Origin of the sequence: Polaribacter filamentus (assembly GCF_002943715.1) — a bacterium.
Lineage (GTDB): Bacteria > Bacteroidota > Bacteroidia > Flavobacteriales > Flavobacteriaceae > Polaribacter > Polaribacter filamentus.
In genome coordinates this window covers 1,196,264-1,214,413 of the sequence record NZ_MQUA01000013.1, presented here as the reverse complement: position 1 = coordinate 1,214,413, position 18,150 = coordinate 1,196,264, and the positions used below count along the sequence as shown (strand labels likewise).

General features: G+C 30.8%; 15 protein-coding genes. 5 read left to right on the top strand and 10 right to left on the bottom strand.

The window, feature by feature from the left end; all coding sequences use genetic code 11:
* Nucleotides 1–3: 3 nt before the first annotated feature.
* Nucleotides 4–2,403: a TonB-dependent receptor family protein gene (locus tag BST83_RS07705; protein WP_104809278.1), complete on the top strand. Its 2,400-nt coding sequence runs from the start codon at nt 4–6 to the stop codon at nt 2,401–2,403.
* 1 nt (nt 2,404) lies between these two features.
* Here the strand turns inward: BST83_RS07705 and BST83_RS21445 are convergent, their stop codons facing one another.
* The 4 genes from BST83_RS21445 to BST83_RS07690 form a co-directional block, all read right to left on the bottom strand.
* Nucleotides 2,405–2,758, bottom strand: a complete 354-nt coding sequence (locus BST83_RS21445) for a hypothetical protein (RefSeq protein ID WP_367889191.1) — start codon at nt 2,756–2,758, stop codon at nt 2,405–2,407.
* A gap of 56 nt (nt 2,759–2,814) precedes the next feature.
* Nucleotides 2,815–3,342, bottom strand: a complete 528-nt coding sequence (locus BST83_RS20625) for an imelysin family protein (RefSeq protein WP_240614698.1) — start codon at nt 3,340–3,342, stop codon at nt 2,815–2,817.
* Nucleotides 3,343–3,474: 132 nt separating this feature from the next.
* Nucleotides 3,475–4,875, bottom strand: coding sequence for a di-heme oxidoreductase family protein (locus BST83_RS07695; protein WP_104809277.1), 1,401 nt, complete (start codon nt 4,873–4,875; stop codon nt 3,475–3,477).
* 85 nt (nt 4,876–4,960) lie between these two features.
* Nucleotides 4,961–6,136 (bottom strand): imelysin family protein, encoded by a 1,176-nt coding sequence (locus tag BST83_RS07690; RefSeq protein ID WP_104809276.1) that lies wholly within the window; start codon nt 6,134–6,136, stop codon nt 4,961–4,963.
* A gap of 807 nt (nt 6,137–6,943) precedes the next feature.
* On the opposite strand from BST83_RS07690, the gene guaB reads away from it, so the two are divergent.
* The gene (gene guaB, locus BST83_RS07685; RefSeq protein ID WP_104809275.1) at nt 6,944–8,419 is read left to right on the top strand and encodes an IMP dehydrogenase; all 1,476 of its coding nucleotides are present in this window, start codon (nt 6,944–6,946) and stop codon (nt 8,417–8,419) included.
* A gap of 182 nt (nt 8,420–8,601) precedes the next feature.
* Here the strand turns inward: guaB and BST83_RS07680 are convergent, their stop codons facing one another.
* The 3 genes from BST83_RS07680 to BST83_RS07670 all read right to left on the bottom strand — a co-directional run bounded on the left by BST83_RS07680 (nt 8,602) and on the right by BST83_RS07670 (nt 12,103).
* The gene (locus tag BST83_RS07680; protein ID WP_240614697.1) at nt 8,602–8,928 is read right to left on the bottom strand and encodes a RidA family protein; all 327 of its coding nucleotides are present in this window, start codon (nt 8,926–8,928) and stop codon (nt 8,602–8,604) included.
* A 355-nt stretch (nt 8,929–9,283) separates the two neighbouring features.
* Nucleotides 9,284–10,462 (bottom strand): aspartate aminotransferase family protein, encoded by a 1,179-nt coding sequence (locus BST83_RS07675; RefSeq protein WP_104809273.1) that lies wholly within the window; start codon nt 10,460–10,462, stop codon nt 9,284–9,286.
* Nucleotides 10,463–10,486: 24 nt separating this feature from the next.
* Nucleotides 10,487–12,103 (bottom strand): OstA-like protein, encoded by a 1,617-nt coding sequence (locus BST83_RS07670; RefSeq protein WP_240614696.1) that lies wholly within the window; start codon nt 12,101–12,103, stop codon nt 10,487–10,489.
* A gap of 235 nt (nt 12,104–12,338) precedes the next feature.
* Between BST83_RS07670 and BST83_RS07665 the strand changes: the two genes are divergently transcribed.
* The 3 genes from BST83_RS07665 to BST83_RS07660 all read left to right on the top strand — a co-directional run bounded on the left by BST83_RS07665 (nt 12,339) and on the right by BST83_RS07660 (nt 13,963).
* Entirely contained in the window at nt 12,339–12,665 is a 327-nt protein-coding gene (locus BST83_RS07665) for a hypothetical protein (RefSeq protein ID WP_104809272.1), read from the top strand.
* Between the two features lie 29 nt (nt 12,666–12,694).
* Nucleotides 12,695–12,844, top strand: a complete 150-nt coding sequence (locus tag BST83_RS19855) for a hypothetical protein (RefSeq protein ID WP_170062759.1) — start codon at nt 12,695–12,697, stop codon at nt 12,842–12,844.
* A gap of 855 nt (nt 12,845–13,699) precedes the next feature.
* Nucleotides 13,700–13,963, top strand: coding sequence for a hypothetical protein (locus tag BST83_RS07660; protein ID WP_146092132.1), 264 nt, complete (start codon nt 13,700–13,702; stop codon nt 13,961–13,963).
* A gap of 85 nt (nt 13,964–14,048) precedes the next feature.
* Here BST83_RS07660 and BST83_RS07655 read toward each other — a convergent pair whose 3' ends face one another.
* The 3 genes from BST83_RS07655 to BST83_RS07645 form a co-directional block, all read right to left on the bottom strand.
* Nucleotides 14,049–15,320, bottom strand: coding sequence for an adenylosuccinate synthase (locus BST83_RS07655; RefSeq protein WP_104809270.1), 1,272 nt, complete (start codon nt 15,318–15,320; stop codon nt 14,049–14,051).
* 44 nt (nt 15,321–15,364) lie between these two features.
* Complete coding sequence (locus tag BST83_RS07650) at nt 15,365–15,814, bottom strand: Fur family transcriptional regulator (protein WP_104809269.1); 450 nt, start codon at nt 15,812–15,814, stop codon at nt 15,365–15,367.
* A gap of 71 nt (nt 15,815–15,885) precedes the next feature.
* The gene (locus BST83_RS07645) at nt 15,886–18,108 is read right to left on the bottom strand and encodes a RelA/SpoT family protein (RefSeq protein ID WP_104810819.1); all 2,223 of its coding nucleotides are present in this window, start codon (nt 18,106–18,108) and stop codon (nt 15,886–15,888) included.
* Nucleotides 18,109–18,150 lie beyond the last annotated feature (42 nt).

Genomic DNA, 18,150 nt, shown 5'->3' with positions numbered 1-18,150 from the left:
ATAATGAAATCAAGAATTTTAGTGCTCTTTTTACTCTCCTTACAATCCATTGTTTATAGTCAATATAAAATATCAGGAACAGTAGTTTCAGAGCTCAATAAACCGATAAATAAAGTTCAAATTTATAATGAAACGGGCAGTTTGTTAGGGCAAACAGGTATTTTAGGAAAGTTTAATTTTTCTACAGAAAAAGAGGCATTGCAATTAATTTTTTATGTTGAAGAGTATCAACTTAAAAACGTTTTTATTCAATTAAAAGATTTTGTAGATCTAAAAGTGACTTTAGAAACTTTTTCGCAAAATTTATCAGAAATTCAAATTATAGCAAGAAAAGAAAAAGTTTTTGAACTCAAGAGATTACAAGACGTAGAAGGAACCTCAATCTTTGCTGGTAAAAAGACAGAAGTTATTTTAGTAAATCAATCTACGGCAAATTTAGCAACTAATAATGCGCGTCAGATTTTTAATCAAATTGCAGGTTTAAATATTTATCAAAATGACGATGCAGGTTTGCAATTAAATATTGGCGGTAGAGGTTTAGATCCAAATAGAACGGCTAATTTTAATACGCGTCAAAACGGATATGATATTAGTGCAGATGTTTTAGGGTACCCAGAAAGTTATTATACACCCGCTGCCGAAAGTCTCGAGGAAATTCAGGTAATTAGAGGTGCAGCTTCACTACAATATGGCACCCAGTTTGGTGGTTTGGTAAATTTTGTCACTAAAAAACCAGCCAAAGAACAAGAAATAGTTTTTAGAAATACTGCGGGTAGTTTTGGTTTGTTTACCAATTTTACAAGTTTAAGTGATACGCAAGGAAAATTTAGTTATTATACGTTTGTAAATTATAAAAAAGGAGATGGATTTCGACCAAATTCTAATTTTGAATCTAAAAATGCTTTTCTACATTTCGGATATCAGATTAATGATAAAAGTAAACTTTCTTTAGAATTAACCGGTTTAGATTATTTGGCGCAGCAAGCTGGCGGATTAACAGATGCGATGTTTAATGAAAATCCGTATCAAAGCAATAGAAATCGGAATTGGTTTCAGGTAAAATGGTTTTTGTACAATCTAAAATGGGAGCATAAATTCTCTGATAAAACTAATTTTTCTTTTAGTTTCTTTGGATTGGATGCTTCTAGGGACGCTCTTGGTTTTAGAACAAATAGAGTAAATCAAGCAGATCCTAATTCTGAAAGAGATTTAATAAAAGGAACTTTCAAAAATTTTGGGTTTGAATCTAGATTGTTAAGCTCCTATAAAATATTCGATAAAAAAGCTACTTTTCTAATTGGTTCAAAGTTTTATAAGGCGAATAACACGAATATGCAAGGGCCGGGTTCTAGTGGCTCGGATGCAGATTTTGAAATGAGTTTAGATGAATACCCAAATTATCCGAGACAATCTGATAGTAAATTCCCTAATTTGAACCTTTCTTTATTTGGAGAAAATATTTTTTATATTAATGATAAACTTTCAATAACTCCTGGTTTTAGACTAGAATATATCAACACCAAAAGAGACGAAATTATAAAAGATATAGTTACCGATGCTGCTGGAAATGTAATCAATGATAATTTACGAGATGAAGAGGAAAGCAATGAAAGAAATTTTATACTTTTAGGAATTGGAACAAGTTATAAGTTCAATAATTTATTAGAATTTTATGGAAACATTTCTCAGAATTATCGATCTGTGACTTTTTCGGATATCAGTACAGCAAATCCAGCTTTTGAAATTTCACAAGATATTACCGATGAAAAAGGATTTACAATTGATGCAGGGCTTCGTGGAAATTATAAAAATTACTTTTCTTATGATGCCAATGTTTTTGGTGTTTTTTATAATGATAGAATTAATATTTATACACGCGCAGATGGGAAAGCAGAACGCGATAATATTGGAGATGCAAGAATTTTAGGAATTGAAAGTTTAATTGATTTTAATATGAAAAAATTCTTCAAGATGAATTCAAACTATGTTTTTAACTATTTTATAAATTCGTCTTTTATTACTTCAGAATACACCTCTTCTGATATAAACGGTGTTGTAGGAAATGAAGTAGAGTTTATTCCGAATATAAATATTAAGACAGGAATTAGGTTTGGTTATCAAAACTTTTTATCAAGCATTCAATACTCGTATTTATCAAGCCAGTTTTCTGACGCTACAAATGCAATAGGAGGCAGTATTAGTGGGGTAACAGGAGAAATTCCTGCATACAGTATTTTAGATTTTTCTACTTCTTATTCCTACAAGTTTGCAAAAATAGAAGCAGGTATAAATAATCTGTTAGATACTTCTTATTTTACAAGAAGAGCAACAGGGTATCCAGGACCAGGAATCATTCCTTCTGCACCAAGAAATTGGTATGCAGGTTTAGAATTGAAGTTCTAATTTAATCGCCATCATTATCTGTAAATGTAACTGTTATAGATAAAGCACTAGCAACATCTACTTTTATTAAAATAATTAAATCTTTAAGATGATTGTATAATTCGTCTACAATAAAATTATTGTTTTCAATGGCATTCTTTAAAGTAGTATTTGATAAGGAGGTGATATTATTTTCTATAGCTGAAAATGCAATGGCAATCGCGTCATTTATATTTTCATTATTGGTTATTGTACTTACATAAGTATCTAATCCTTCCGAACTTCCATAATAAAGAGTTTTTACAGCAGCTATATTTTCCTTGATAATTTCTAGAGATATTTCACTTTTATGTGCTTGTAATAATTCAGGGTTTATACCCGTAGAGTTTTCTAATCCAGCAGGTTCACCAACTTTAAAACGTATTATATTCTCTAATAAAAATTTACTTGATTTATTATTAAATTAATACTTCCGTTGATGTCTGTAGCTGTATTGTTGATAAATGAAGTACTATAATTTTCCCATTGTTCTTTTAAAGAAGAAGATTTTATAACTAAGTTGGCATTAAGAGCTAGGAGAAAATCAATTCTACGTTGATTAGAAAAAGAGCTTACGGTGGTTGATAAATCAGTATCAAATAACAAGTATTCAATAGCACTTAAGCCCCTAGCTTTTGTTGGTAATCCATTTATATCACTTTGATTCATAGTGTCTGTAGCAGCAATAAAGTTCTCTATTTTAGTTTCATTTGCTCCCCAACTATACAATGAAAAGTAGATGGCAGAAGTTTGAAGATCTCCTAAATTACCAACTTCTGTTTTAGAAAATGAAATAGCGGTATTTATCCATAATTTTTTTAAAATTGATACGTTTTCTTCATTTGTATTTTCGACGAAATTTGCAGAAGCTTCATTTAAGTTTTTTACATCTAAAATAAATTCAGTTACAGCAGGTATCATTAAATGGGTTACAAACTCTTGCTTATAATTTAAAACATCGAAAGCGTTGTTTTCTTCAGCATCATCTTTATTACAACTTGCGAGTAAAATACAAATAGCTAATAAAATAGAGGTTGTTATTTTTTTTTCATATTATAAAGAGTTGACAAAAGCAAGTACATTTTCTCTGTCTTGCTTTGTTTGTTTTTTGTACTTATTTTTTGATTCTTCAGCTTCACCACCATGCCATAAAATTGCTTCTTCTATATTTCTTGCCCTTCCATCATGTAATAAAAACGTATGACTATTTACTTCTTGTATCATACCAATACCCCACAAAGGTTGCGTTCTCCATTCATTTCCTGTCGCTAAAAAATCAGATCTATTATCTGCTAATTCAGCTCCCATATCATGTAATAAAAAGTCTGAAAAAGGTCTTATGGTAACATCTTCTAGAATTGGGTTAAAAGGATAATTATTAGAAGTTGTAAATACTTCTGTATGGCAAGTAGCGCATTTCATTTCTCTAAATAACTGTTTTCCCTTTAATACATTTTCATCTTCATAATTTCTTCTAATAGGCACAGATAATGAAGAGGCATAAATCATTACATTATCCAAAGACCTATCAGTAACTTCTGGATTTCCTCCGTTTAAAGCGTCTTTGCAATCTTGTTGAGGAGAAGGACAATTTTGTTCAGGGAATATAGAGGTTGTTAAGCCCATATCTCCACTAAAAGCATCCGCAACTTGTTGCCTTAAATTTGGTTGATTTGCTTTCCAGCCAAATCGTCCAACATCTCTTCGATTTAAAATATGATTCCATACATAATTTGCTTTTCCAGAAATTCCGTCTTTATTAGTATCAAACTCATCTTCATTTAATAATATATCATCAGTAGAAATGGCATCTACTAAACCCAAACCAATAACCTGCTGCCCAACTCTGGGAGATGTTAATATATTTTGTAGAGAGCCAAAATTTTCATTTTCTATACTGTAAATAGGTTTTTTTAGTTCGTAAGCATCACCATCACTAAAGGTTCCAGCAATAGTTTCATATCGAATACGCACACTAGCTTCAGAATAAACACCAAGATTTGCTCTATCTTGAATTTGGGTGCCATAACCAGTAACAGCATTTGGTCCTCCAAAAGTAGTAGTACCTTCCGTACTAATACGCATTAAAAAACCTGCGGAAAATCGGTCTCCATTTTGCAAAGGTAGGCCTCTACCATCTTTATTATGACAAGCACTGCAAGCCCTGGCGTTAAATGTTGGTCCCAGCCCGTCGCGGGCAGTTGTTGAAGCGGGTGAACTTACCCAATTTTGTTTAAACAAAGAATTACCAACAAAGAACAATAAGTCTGTATTAATTGGCAAACCAGGAACCGCTTGATCAAACGCATTAGCGCCTAATAGAGTAGTTGTTAACTTTCCTGCAGATAATTCTTCTCCTATTTCATAGGAGTTGTTTAAATCTATATAAGCCTCGTCTTTGTTACAAGAGATAATGCAATAAACAAGACACGATAAAATAAATATTTTTTTCATTTTTAAAACTGTAAAAACCAAACTATCTTTTTTTAAAAAAGACAGTTTGGTTGATTAATAATTTTTAATTAAAAAAAAAGCTCAACTACACACTTGGGTCTATGGTAGTTCCCGTAATTGTTTTACCAGCTTGCGCAAGCGCATCTCCTTGTTGTCTTAAAGTTAATACCGCAGACATAACAGGGTTGTTAAAATTATCTATTGTCTCTCCCATAATCTGATTGTCAAAATATTGAGCATTAGAAATTATAGTAACTTTAGTCATAACTTCTAGAGAAATAGTAGTTAAACTTGTCGCTTCTGTAGCATTTATTAATTGTAAAACAGTTATTAAAGAAGTACCAAATATTGTAGTACCGTCTATTCTTTTGTAAGTCCCGTTGATAATATTATGAATAGATTGTGCATTTAAAAATACGTCTCTATTTGTATTATCAGAAAAACAAGAATGCTCATCTTCCTGCGCTTGGTTCTCTACAGCTACAGCCATTCTTTCTCCTGCTAGTTCTCCTTTACTTAATTTTGCAGCACCTATTAGAATCATATTTATAGAAATGTCTGCAGTTTGTGCTAAAAATAATGGGCGGTATGCACCGCTTGGTTTCCATTGATCTACAACAGATTTTAAATCATCTACTAAAAGGGCTGTTACTACTTTTAAATAGGCTCCTCTTCTTATTGAATTTGTAGCAGTTGTATAATCTGTAAAGGCTCTTTGACCAGTCATTTTTGCAGAAGGCGCCGTATTGTCTTGACCCCATAAAAGAAACTCTATCGCATGAAAACCAATGGTAACATTCGATTCGTTATCACTGTAACCAGAAATATCTTTAAGAGTGTTTTTTGTTAATGTTGGATATTCGCTTTCATTATTTATAATATTTTGTCTAACGTCAGACAAATCTTGTCCACCAGTGCCATCTGAAACATAATCTATTAATGCTTCATCTAAAGGCCATGCATTAATATAACCTTCAGGTTCACCATCTGCACCATCAATAGGACCGTCATAAAAACGGTAAGCTTCGGTTTGACCATAAGGCTCTCTAGATGCTAGCCAAGCGTCTTTGGCAGCTTGAAAGTTATTTTCATTTGGTGTTGTTACAAAAATGTCTACTGCAGTTTTTAATTCGTTTACTTTAGTCATAGCATCTTCATAACTGGCTAAAACAATGCTAGCATAGTTTTCTACAAATTCTTTCTTTTTAATGTCAATGGCAGCTGTAGGGTTAATAGGGCCTTCGTTATCAGAACAAGCCATGCCTATAATTGTAAGGCTGGTTAATACTAGTAATGTTTTAATAGTTTTTTCATTTTAATTTATTTAGATTAATTATAAATAATAGTTAATTAATGCGCAAATTTACAACCTAATTTATGTAAATCAATTTTTATTTAGAATAAATAAAAATAATAAAATTAACCAACTGAAATACAGTTATTTAATTTAACTAAAAGTACTATCTAGTGATACATAATTGCTTTTGTTCGTACTTTAGATCACAATCTATAGTCCTAAAATAAAAGTTTATGATTGTTTAGTTTGTCAGATAAAATAATAAATAAACACTTCGACTGCCAAATTTTCTTCATATTAAAAAATAGTTACCTTGCTATATATTATAACGATATAAGATGTTTTTAAGGAGATTGGTTTTTAGGATACTCTTGTTTGTTTTCTAATATATGGAAGGATATCGATACATAATTTTGCCTTTTTGATTAAGGGGCGGACGTACTTTAAATATTTTAGATATGTTCAACAGTGAATTGGTTTTTTTGAGTAGGATAAGTATAGATTTGCTAGTATCAATAAAAAACAGCTGATTTGTCTGCATATGAAAAAGCAGTCAAAAAATATTTAAAGTATCAAGAAGTACAGATGCGTAAAAATATTCACGTTTTATAGTTAATGTTATTTGATACCTTGTGCTCTTGAAACGAGGTCGTTATAAAGTACTTGTTTCATGAATTCTTATTATTTCTTATATTTAAACGAAAATAAATAATTCAATATTAAATCAATAAAATATTGTAAATTTGTAGGCAATTATACCTTAATTGCAACATGATAGCACATAACAACAAAATTTTAGGAGAAGGCTTAACATACGACGACGTCTTACTTGTTCCAGCTTTTTCTAAAGTACTTCCAAGAGAAGTAAATATTCAAACAAAATTTAGTAGAAATATTACAATAAACGTACCCATCGTTTCGGCAGCTATGGATACCGTTACAGAATCTGCTTTGGCAATTGCGATGGCAAGAGAAGGCGGAATCGGAGTGTTACATAAAAACATGTCTATAGAGCAACAAGCTCAAGAAGTTAGAAAAGTAAAACGGGCAGAAAGCGGAATGATCTTAGATCCTGTAACTTTGCCTTTAACGGCAGTTGTTTCGGATGCTAAACAAAACATGAAAGAACACGGAATTGGAGGCATACCAATTGTTGATAAAGACGGGATTTTAAAAGGAATCGTAACCAATAGAGATTTACGTTTTGAACATGATGGCACTAGACCAATTGTAGAGGTAATGACAAGTGAAAACTTGGTAACTGCGGCAGTTGGAACATCCTTATTAGATGCAGAAAAAATTCTTCAAAATTATAAAATAGAAAAACTTTTAATTGTTGATAAAGATTACAAACTAAAAGGATTAATTACTTTTAGAGATATTACTAAGGTTACTCAAAAACCAATTGCAAACAAAGATTCTTTTGGTAGATTAAGAGTGGCAGCCGCTTTAGGTGTAACCAGTGACGCTGTTGATAGAGCAGAAGCATTAGTAAACGCTGGTGTAGATGCAGTTGTTATCGATACGGCTCACGGTCATACAGAAGGTGTTGTCAATGTTTTAAGAGCTATTAAGGCTAAATTTCCAAATTTAGATGTAGTTGTTGGTAATATAGCAACTCCAGAAGCTGCACAATTTTTAGTTGATGCAGGTGCAGATGCTATAAAAGTTGGTATTGGTCCGGGTTCTATTTGTACAACTAGAATTGTTGCAGGTGTTGGATTTCCTCAATTTTCTGCAGTTTTAGAGGTTGCAGAAGCTATTAAAGGAAGTGGAGTTCCTGTGATTGCAGATGGAGGAATTCGTTATACAGGTGACATACCAAAAGCAATTGCTGCTGGTGCAGATACAGTAATGTTAGGGTCTTTATTGGCAGGTACAAAAGAATCTCCAGGAGAAACAATTATTTACGAAGGAAGAAAATTTAAATCTTACCGAGGAATGGGGTCTATTGAAGCGATGAAACAAGGCTCAAAAGATCGTTATTTCCAAGATGTAGAAGATGATATTAAAAAATTAGTTCCGGAAGGAATTGTAGGGCGTGTGCCATATAAAGGAGAATTGTTTGAAAGCATTCACCAATTTATAGGAGGTTTGCGCGCTGGAATGGGATATTGCGGCGCAAAAGATATTGAAACGCTAAAAGAAACTGGTAAATTTATTAGAATTACCGCAAGCGGAATTAATGAAAGCCATCCTCATGATGTGGTAATTACTAAAGAATCACCAAATTATAGCAGGAGGTAAGTATTTTGTTTCAAATATATTTTAAAAAAAAACCAAGCAATTTAGCTTGGTTTTTTTTAGGATTAGTTAACTTTAATACTGATTTCACATCTGTTTTAATCAATAGAATTCGCCTAGGCTCTGCCCTGAGTGTAGCGTAAATACCGTAAATAGTATCGTTTATATACTAGTGTATCTTGTAATTATTCAGGTTTATAAACTTCAAGTTCAATTTCTATCATAAATCCTGGTAATGCCAATTCATTCACTCCAAGCCAAGAACCTGTCGGAAATTGTTTTGTGTAAATGTAATTTCGATATTCTGCATTTTCAAGAAATAGTTGCATGTTTGTAGTGAAAATATTTTCTACAATTACATCATCAAATGTACACCCAAAATGTTTTAAGACCTTATCTAAATCTGCATAACAGTTTTTCATTTGTTGTGGGAAATCTCCTATTGCAATTGGGATTCCCTTATTATCCATACTTACAGCTCCAGAAATTTTAATCTCATTTCCAATTTTCACTGCGTGCGAATATCCGTATGCTTTTTCAACTTCAGGACGAAGTGAAAAATATTCGGGTTTTTCTGTTTCAATAATTAGTTGTTCAATTTTTTTGGTTTTTCATTTTCTTTTTGTTGGCAACTCTGAAACACAAATGTTAATAAAAAAAGAACTATAATTAAGGATAATTTTTTAGTTAAATTATTTTGCTTTTTCATAAGGTATAATTTTTTTGCCTCCTTTTTTCGGTTTTCAGCGTTCCCGTTTTTATTCTGAATGTATTTTAAAGGTATTTTGAATAGGTGAAGTTTATAAAAGTTAAATTTTATGGTACTTAAATATATTCAATATATTAAGCTAAGTTAAGTAAAAAAAATCAAACAAACTCTTCAATAGTTTCAATAATAATAGTACATCCTATTATTAATTCTTCATCAGAAATAGTTAACGGAGGGGTAATTCGCATTGCTTTTCCTTCAAATAATAAGAAGAATAAAATCAATCCTTTTTCCAAACATCTTAGAATAATTTTTGCTGCTAATTCAGGTGATTCAACAAGAGCAATTAACATCAATCCTTTTCCTCTAATTTCTTTTATTGATGAATGTTGTAAGTGTTTTCTGATAATTTTTTCTTTTCGTAAACTTTCTGAAAGTAAGTCCTTATCTAGAATTTCTTTTACTGTTGCATTTGCAGCAGCAGCAATAACAGGATGACCTGCAAAAGTAGAAATATGCCCTAATTTAGGATTATCTTGCAACAAACGCATGTGCTCAAAAGATGCAATAAAAGCACCAATTGGCATTCCGCCACCCAAACCTTTTCCAGCAATGATAATATCCGGAACAACATTGTAATTTTCAAATCCCCAAAACGTACCCGTTCTTCCTATTCCGGATTGTATTTCATCCAAAATCAACAAAGCACCAACTTCTTGGCAACGTTGTTTTACTTTTGTTAAATAACCGTTTATGGGTTCTATAAATCCTGCGCCTCCTTGAATCGTTTCTAAAATTACAGCGGCAGTTTTGTGCGTTATTTTTTGCAAACAAAAGTCGCAATTAAAAGCAATAAATTTAATACCCGGAATTAAAGGTCTAAATGCAGCATTTTGTTTTTCAACTCCAGAAACACTCATGGCACCTTGTGTATTTCCATGATAAGAGTTTTTTGCAGCAATAATTTCTGCTCTGTTTGTAACTCTTTTTGCTAGTTTTAAAGCCCCTTCTGTTGCCTCTGTACCTGAGTTTGTAATATATACGGATGTTAATTTCCCTGGTAATGTTGATGCTAATAACTTGCACAAATCCACTTGTGGTTCTTGAATAAATTCACCATAAACCATTACGTGAGTATATTTATCCACTTGATTTTTAATAGCTTCAGAAACTTTTGGATGATTATGACCCAAACTATTTGCGGATACTCCGGCTACAAAATCTAAATATTTTTTTCCGTGAATATCATAAATATAACTTCCTTTTGCGTGAGAAACTTCAATAGAAAGTGGGTGAGGAGAGGTTTGTGCTTGGTATTTAAAAAAATCTGATTTCATGTTATTGTTATTTAACTGAAACAGTTAATTCATTTCTTTGTTAAACTTTTTATTTTCGATGGATTTCTCATCAAGAATTGCTGCCGATTTTTTTAAACCACCTTTCTTTATAGGAGCTTTTTTTTCATCAGTATCTTTAATAAAAATATCTTCCATTTTTTTGGGCTGCTCACTTTCTCGCCAAATAAAATCTTTTAACTTTTTTACATCTTCTGGCAACATAGATGGCGGATAGGTTTTTCCTTCTGAAGCTGTTAAATATTTTATAGATTCTACGATTCCGTTTTCAAAAGTGAATTCAATATTGCTAGAAATTTCTTTTGTAATAGTCTCAATAATATTGGTTTCTTCATTTCTATTATAATAAACAGATTCTGCATTTCCTTTTACCAAGAGCGATTTTAACTTGTTGTCTTCAAATCTACCAAACATATTTCTACCCTTAATTTGATTGAAATCGTCTATGGATAATGAATCTTTAGAAATTATAAATGCATTATTAAATACTTTTAAAGAGTCTAGTTTTTCTGTGTCAACATTCGATTTTAGGTAAATAGTATCACCAGTAATTTGATTTTTATCAGACCAAATAACAGGATTTCTATACATTTTAGTTAAACCAGTTGCTTGATTTGTGTGAATAGAATCGCACTTTCCTTGCAAATCGGATTTAAATATTTTTACATTATGATAGGTTCTAACAATACGTTTTTTCGTTTTACCAGTAACCAACAAAGTATCACCATGAATAAACATAGAATCCTTTTCTATAATTGAAATTGCCACCGCTTTTTTGATGATAAAAAGTGAATCTTTTAACTCAAAAATTTCAGCATAATTCCCTTTGGTAATAAAATTCTGAATCGTGTCAATTACGCGAATATTATTGGTAGCAGATGCAAAACCTTTTTTCTTATCGTAATACAAACTATCGCCTTCAACAGTTCTTTCTTTTAGATAGAGTTTTGCGTTTTTTACAAAGTAAGAAATATCTGTCTTTGTGTTATAAAATCCTTTTTCGCAATAAATTTTATTGTTATTTTTTGTATTTGTAATGGTTGATGGTCCCCATAAATATGTAAAACCAGTTTCTGTGTAATAGTCTAAATGATCAGATACTAAATTGTGCTCAGGATTTACGATGGTTACTCTTGTAGTGGCAATAAATTTTTTATTTTCTAAGTAGTAATTTCCTACTTTACTTTTTAATGTATTTGTAGCATCTTTAATGGTAGCGTACGTTTTGTAATATAACTTTTGATTTATTCTATCAAACTGTAAAGTATCTGTGGTTAAAGTCATCGTTGGGTCTTTCAAAACTACATTTCCCCAAGAAAGTGCTTGCTTAGAATTTGCATCATAATCAGCATAATCACTAGTTTGCGTAATGGTATCACCTTGTTTTATAAAAACGTTACCAATGGCTTTAAAAAAGTTTTCTTTTTGATAATACAACGCTCGCTGACATGTTAAATCGATACCTTCATGGTTCATCTTAACATTACCTAAAAGCATCGTTGCTCCTGGATATTTTTCTTCATCCGCTTCTTGTTGTTCAGCATAATATTCAATTTTTCTTTTTTCTTGAGAAAAAGAAATTGATGTAAAAATGATCAGTAATAAAAAAAAGAATCTTTTCAAGATATTTTATTTGAAGCAAAAATAATGAAAAGAATATTGTTGATTACTAAAGAAAAGTGAAAGTTCGTTTTATTTGTTAATCCTTCTAATTTAAGCTGTTTAAACCTCTAATTAATTTATTAAATTGATGATTTTTTATAAAATGATATTTATTAGCTAATTTGAGTTTTACATCTTGTAATTTTACCAATAAATAAAATGATGAAGCTTTTTTTTTGATTTATCAATAGAAGAAATGAAATCTTATGGTTACAAAATTGTAGATTTAATTGTGAGCTATTATGAGCATATAGAAAGTAAAAAACCAGTAAGTGCAGCTTCTAGGAAAGAAATGGATACTATTTTTTTACAAGAAGCTCCAGAAAAAGGTATGCCCTCGGATAATGTTTTAGACTTTGCAATGGAAAATGTTATGCCAAATAGTAATATTTCTATTCATCCAAAAGCATTTTCTTTTGCACCAGGACCAAGTAATTTTATTGGTACTATGGCATATTCTTTAGCCACTGGTTTTAATATTTTTCTGGAGGATGGATCGTTTCTCCGGCTGCTGCAGAATTAGAAATTGTTGCGTTAAATTGGGTATTAAAAATGGTTAGTTTACCAGTAACAAAAGGGGGCGGATCTAAAATGTATGGAAAGCGTTCTTTAGAAGTTTTAAAACGAGGAGAAAGTGATTTAAATAATTCGAGGACTTGGGTAATGATTACTTTTAAGCGAACTCTACAAACATCAAAATAAATGATTTAGTTTTAATTAGAAAAAGTATCTTTTATAATTTATTAAAGGTGTTTTTTTTGATTCTTTCAAGTTATTTAGTGATAATGTCCATGTATTTCAAAAGCAAATAATAATAAATTGCAACCAATTGAAAATTAGTTAAAAATTAAATAATGAAAAACATACATTCATTTCACATTCCTTTTTTGGGAATTGGTTTCACAATAGATTCACCTTTAAAAGTAGTACACTGCAAAATTGATTCTGTTATTTCTCTGGTTGATAATATTTTAGTAGAAAAAATGCGCAAAATTTACAGTGAAAAGTTGAAGTTACTTGTGGAGAAATAAAAGATAAAGTTGAAGATTTTAGAGCAAAGAGAATTACTTCTTACTAAATTTATTACATGAGTAAATGGAGCAAAAATTTAAGTAAATGAACCTCGAGGCAGAGCCATCGAGTTAGTTCATTACGCTTAAAGAAAATACAAAGGATTCTGAAAAACAATATTTTATTTATAAAAATAGACCAGGAAGTTCATGCTCAAATAGATTTATCGCTTTAAATACAGAATTTAAAGAATCAGATTTATGCACAGCTTATTTATGCACAGCTTAAAGAGAATATCAATACTTATAATTAAAAGAGTTGGACAGCTTAGAACTCTGTGGCGAAGAAAAGGAAAGAAGATACAATCAAATTACATAGAAGTTGTGTATTTGTTTAGGTATAAGCACGTCTACTCTAATTTCAAATAACATAAGTACAAAGAAAACAGGTATAGCATTTTCTGTTTGTCAAGGAGCAAATATGGCATATTTTGATAAAGTTATGAGTTTATAAAATACTATAGATCATATTTATGGCAGAGATACAATGATATCAAGAACATATAGGCCAAATATATTGTCTCTTTATAGTTTGTATTCACAAGAAAAAGTGGACGATGTAAAAACTACTTTTGATAATAAAAAATTACGAGATCTTTCAAAATTTAAAAATAATTTAGAGGAAGTAATTCGGTATTACAATGATTTATTTATAGCATATAAACTGTCTTTTGTTGAGCATAAAGAAGCAATTTTACATGCATTACAAATGGAACAAAATAAATTAAATTTGATCGGCATAGAAATATAAAGTTTTTAAAAATAAATATTCAACACAAAAAAAGCATCCTTCATTATTTGAAAGATGCTTTTATATTTATAAAATTTATTGTTAATTATCTAGAAATCGTTTGTTTTCTATCTGGACCAACAGAAACTATTTTTATAGGAACTCCAGTTTCTTTTTCTATAAAAGCAACATAGTCTAGTAACTGTTTTGGTAATTGATCAGCAGAAGTCATTTTTGTTAAATCCTCTTTCCAACCTTTAAATTCGGTATAATTCACAGAAACATTTTCTGGTTCTATATTATAAGGAAAATGTGCAATTTCTTTTCCTTTGTAGTTGTAAGAAGTACAAACTTTTAAGGTTTCAAAACCAGAAAGGACATCTCCTTTCATCATCATTAATTGCGTAACTCCGTTTACATCAACAGCATATTTTAAAGCAACTAAATCTAACCAACCACATCTTCTCGGTCTGCCAGTAGTTGCGCCAAATTCATTCCCAATTCTTGCCATTTCTTCGCCATCTTTATCAAATAATTCAGTAGGAAATGGGCCGGAACCAACTCTAGTTGTGTACGCTTTAAATATACCAAAAACATCACCAATTCTATTTGGAGCAACTCCTAAACCGGTACAAGCACCAGCTGCAGTTGTATTTGATGAAGTTACAAAAGGGTATGTTCCAAAATCAATATCCAATAAAGAACCTTGCGCGCCTTCTGCTAAGATTGTTTTCTTATTTTTGATTGCTTGATTTAAATACTCTTCACTATCAATAAATTCTAAAGTTCTTAATTTATCAATTCCTTTAATAAACTCTGCCTCTAATTCTTTTAAATTATATTCAATCTGAACATCAAAAAATTCTAACATTTTAATATGTTTTGCTGTTAAAGCATCATATTTTTCTTTCCAATTTTCTAGTTCTAAATCACCAACACGCATTCCATTTCTACCAGTTTTATCCATATAAGTTGGACCAATTCCTTTTAATGTAGAACCAATTTTAGCTTTTCCTTTTGATGTTTCTGAAGCGGCATCTAACAATCTATGAGTTGGTAAAATTAAATGCGCTTTTCTAGAAATTAATAATCTTTTTGTATAATCTATGTTGTGTTTGTCTAAATTTTCAAGCTCTTTTTTAAAAATTACTGGATCAATAACAACTCCGTTACCTACAACATTTAAAGCAGTTTTATGAAAAATTCCTGAAGGAATTGTGTGTAAAACATGTTTAAATCCGTCAAAAATTAAAGTATGCCCAGCATTTGGCCCTCCTTGAAAACGCGCAATGATGTCGTAATTTTTGGTAAGAACGTCTACAATCTTACCTTTACCTTCGTCTCCCCATTGCAATCCTAGTAATAAATCTACAGCCATTAGTTGTGTTAATTTGTTGTTTGTCTTTTTTGTATTGTTATTTGTTACTCTTTTTTCTTTTTAGTTCCGTAAAAATATAATGAATGATTTTGAATATCAATATCAAAAATTTCTTCAATTGTTTTTTTGATAACTTGAATTCTTGGATCACAAAATTCTTTGACTTCACCAGAATCTGTAAAAATTACGTGATCATGGTTTTTATCAAAATAACTTTTTTCATATCGTGCCATCGATTGCCCATCAAACTGATGTTTTCTAACTAGATTACAATCTAACAATAAATCTATGGTATTATAAAGTGTAGCTCTGCTAACTCTATAATTTTTATTTTTCATTTTAATATATAAAGATTCTATATCAAAATGTTCCTTGGCATCATAGATTTCTTGAAGTATCGCATAACGCTCAGGTGTTTTTCTGTGCTTATGCTCTTGTAAATACGAGGTAAATACTTTTTTAACTACTTCTTGGTTGTCAAGAGAATTACTCATGGTTTTATTTTTACTATAACACAAACTTACAGCTATTTCTTAATAAAAATAACCTTTTTTAGAAATGATATTTACAAACTATTAACACGTTCTATTTTTTTAACTCCTTCCACTTTCTGAATTTTTTTTATCAGTTTATTTAACTGAGATGCATTTTTTACACTTAATGATATTTTTCCGTCAAAAAAACCTTCATCGGCAGCAATATTAATACTGTTAATAAAAACGCCCAGATTATTAGAAATGATTCGCGTTACATTGTTAACTATGCCTTTATTGTCGATACCTGCAATATGTAAAATTGCTTTAAAATCTTGCTTTGTAGAATCAATCCATTTTGCCAACATAATTCTGTAAGCATAATTTGATTGCAAGGAAATTGAGTTTGGGCAGTTTTTTTTATGAACTTTAATACCATCATTAATCGTTACAAATCCAAAAACTTTGTCACCTGCTATAGGATTGCAACATTTAGAAAGTTTATAATCAAGCTTTTCTTCTTCTTTACCAAAGACTAAAGCGTCATATTTATGAGTAACTTCATCAACGGTTTCTGGTATCTCTTTAGGAGTACTACTTCTTCTTAATTTAGATTTAAAAAAGTTTACAAAAGCTCCATTTCTTTGAGCTACAAATGCTTTTAACTGTGTATTATCAATAGCGCCATTTCCAAGTCTATAAAATAAATCAAAACTAGTTCTTAACTTAAAATAAGACACTAATTCATTTACTACTAGATCGTTAAAAGTAATTTTTAAATGACGTAATTTACGCATTAATACCGCTTTTCCTTCTTCTGCTACTTGCTTTTCGTCGTCTTTTAAAGCAACTCTAATTTTTGTTTTTGCTCTAGCGGTAATTACAAAATCTAACCATCTAGAATTTGGTTTGTTTGCAGCACTTGTTATTACTTCTATTTGATCTCCACTTTTTAAAGTATGACTTAACGGAACTAATTTTCCGTTTACTTTTGCGCCTCTACACTTTAAACCAACATCCGTATGAATTGAAAATGCAAAGTCTAAGGCAGACGCATCCTTTGGAAGTGATTTTAACTCCCCTTTTGGCGTAAAAACATAAATTTCTTTTGAGTATAAATTCAGTTTAAAATCCTCAACAAAATCAACAGCGTTTAAACTCTGATTCTCTAAAGTTTCTTTTAATTTATTTAACCAATTTTCTAAACCACTCTCTTTTTCATCACCTTGTTTGTATTTAAAATGAGCTGCATAGCCTTTCTCGGCAATTTCATTCATTCTTTCAGAACGAATTTGAACCTCTACCCATTCAGCATCCGGACCAACAACAGTAATGTGCAAAGCTTCATAACCCGTAGATTTTGGCTGTGAAATCCAATCGCGTAAACGAGCAGGATTTGGCTTAAAATAATCTGTTACAATTGTATAAATTTTCCAAGCATCAAATTTATCATCATTAGAAGACGGATAATAAATAATCCGAATTGCATATTTATCATATACTTCTTCAAAAGTTACATTCTGATTGCGCATTTTTCTTCGGATAGAATAAATAGACTTAAATCTACCTTTTATCTCATAAGAAAAATTCTCTTTGTCTAGCCCACTTTTAATCGTGTTGGTAAAACGTTCTAAATAATTTTTTTGATCTTCTTTACTCTCTTTTATTTTATCAATAATTTCTTCAAAAACTTCTGGTTCTGTGTATTTTAAACCTAAATCTTCAAGCTCTGCTTTTATGTTATATAAACCTAATCTGTGCGCTAAAGGGGCGTAAATATATAAGGTTTCTGAGGCAATTTTTAGTTGTTTGTCTGACGGCATTGCATCCATCGTTTGCATATTGTGCAACCTGTCTGCAATTTTTATTAAAATAACTCTAACATCATCATGTAAAGTTAAGAGCATTTTTCTAAAATTTTCAGCCTGAATTGATGCATCCTGTTCTTTATTCAAACGCGAAATTTTGGTCAAACCAAGTACAATTCTTGCAATGGTTGTTCCAAAAAGTTCTTCAATATCTTCTACAGTATATTTCGTATCTTCTACAACATCATGCAATAAAGCAGCAGCTATAGAAACGGCTCCTAAACCAATTTCTTTCGCCACAATTTTTGCAACGGCAATTGGGTGATAAATATAAGGTTCGCCAGTTTTTCTGCGTTGAGAAGAATGCGCTTCCACAGCAATATCAAAAGCTTTTCGGATGAGTTCTTTATCTTCTTTTGATAAAATTTCATACGTGCCTTTTAGCAAATCTTTATAACGATGTGCAATCTCTTTATTTTCTTCTTCTACGGTTACTGTATACTCCATAAACTTAGGGACTAAAGTTTTTATTTCTAAAGTGAAGTTAGG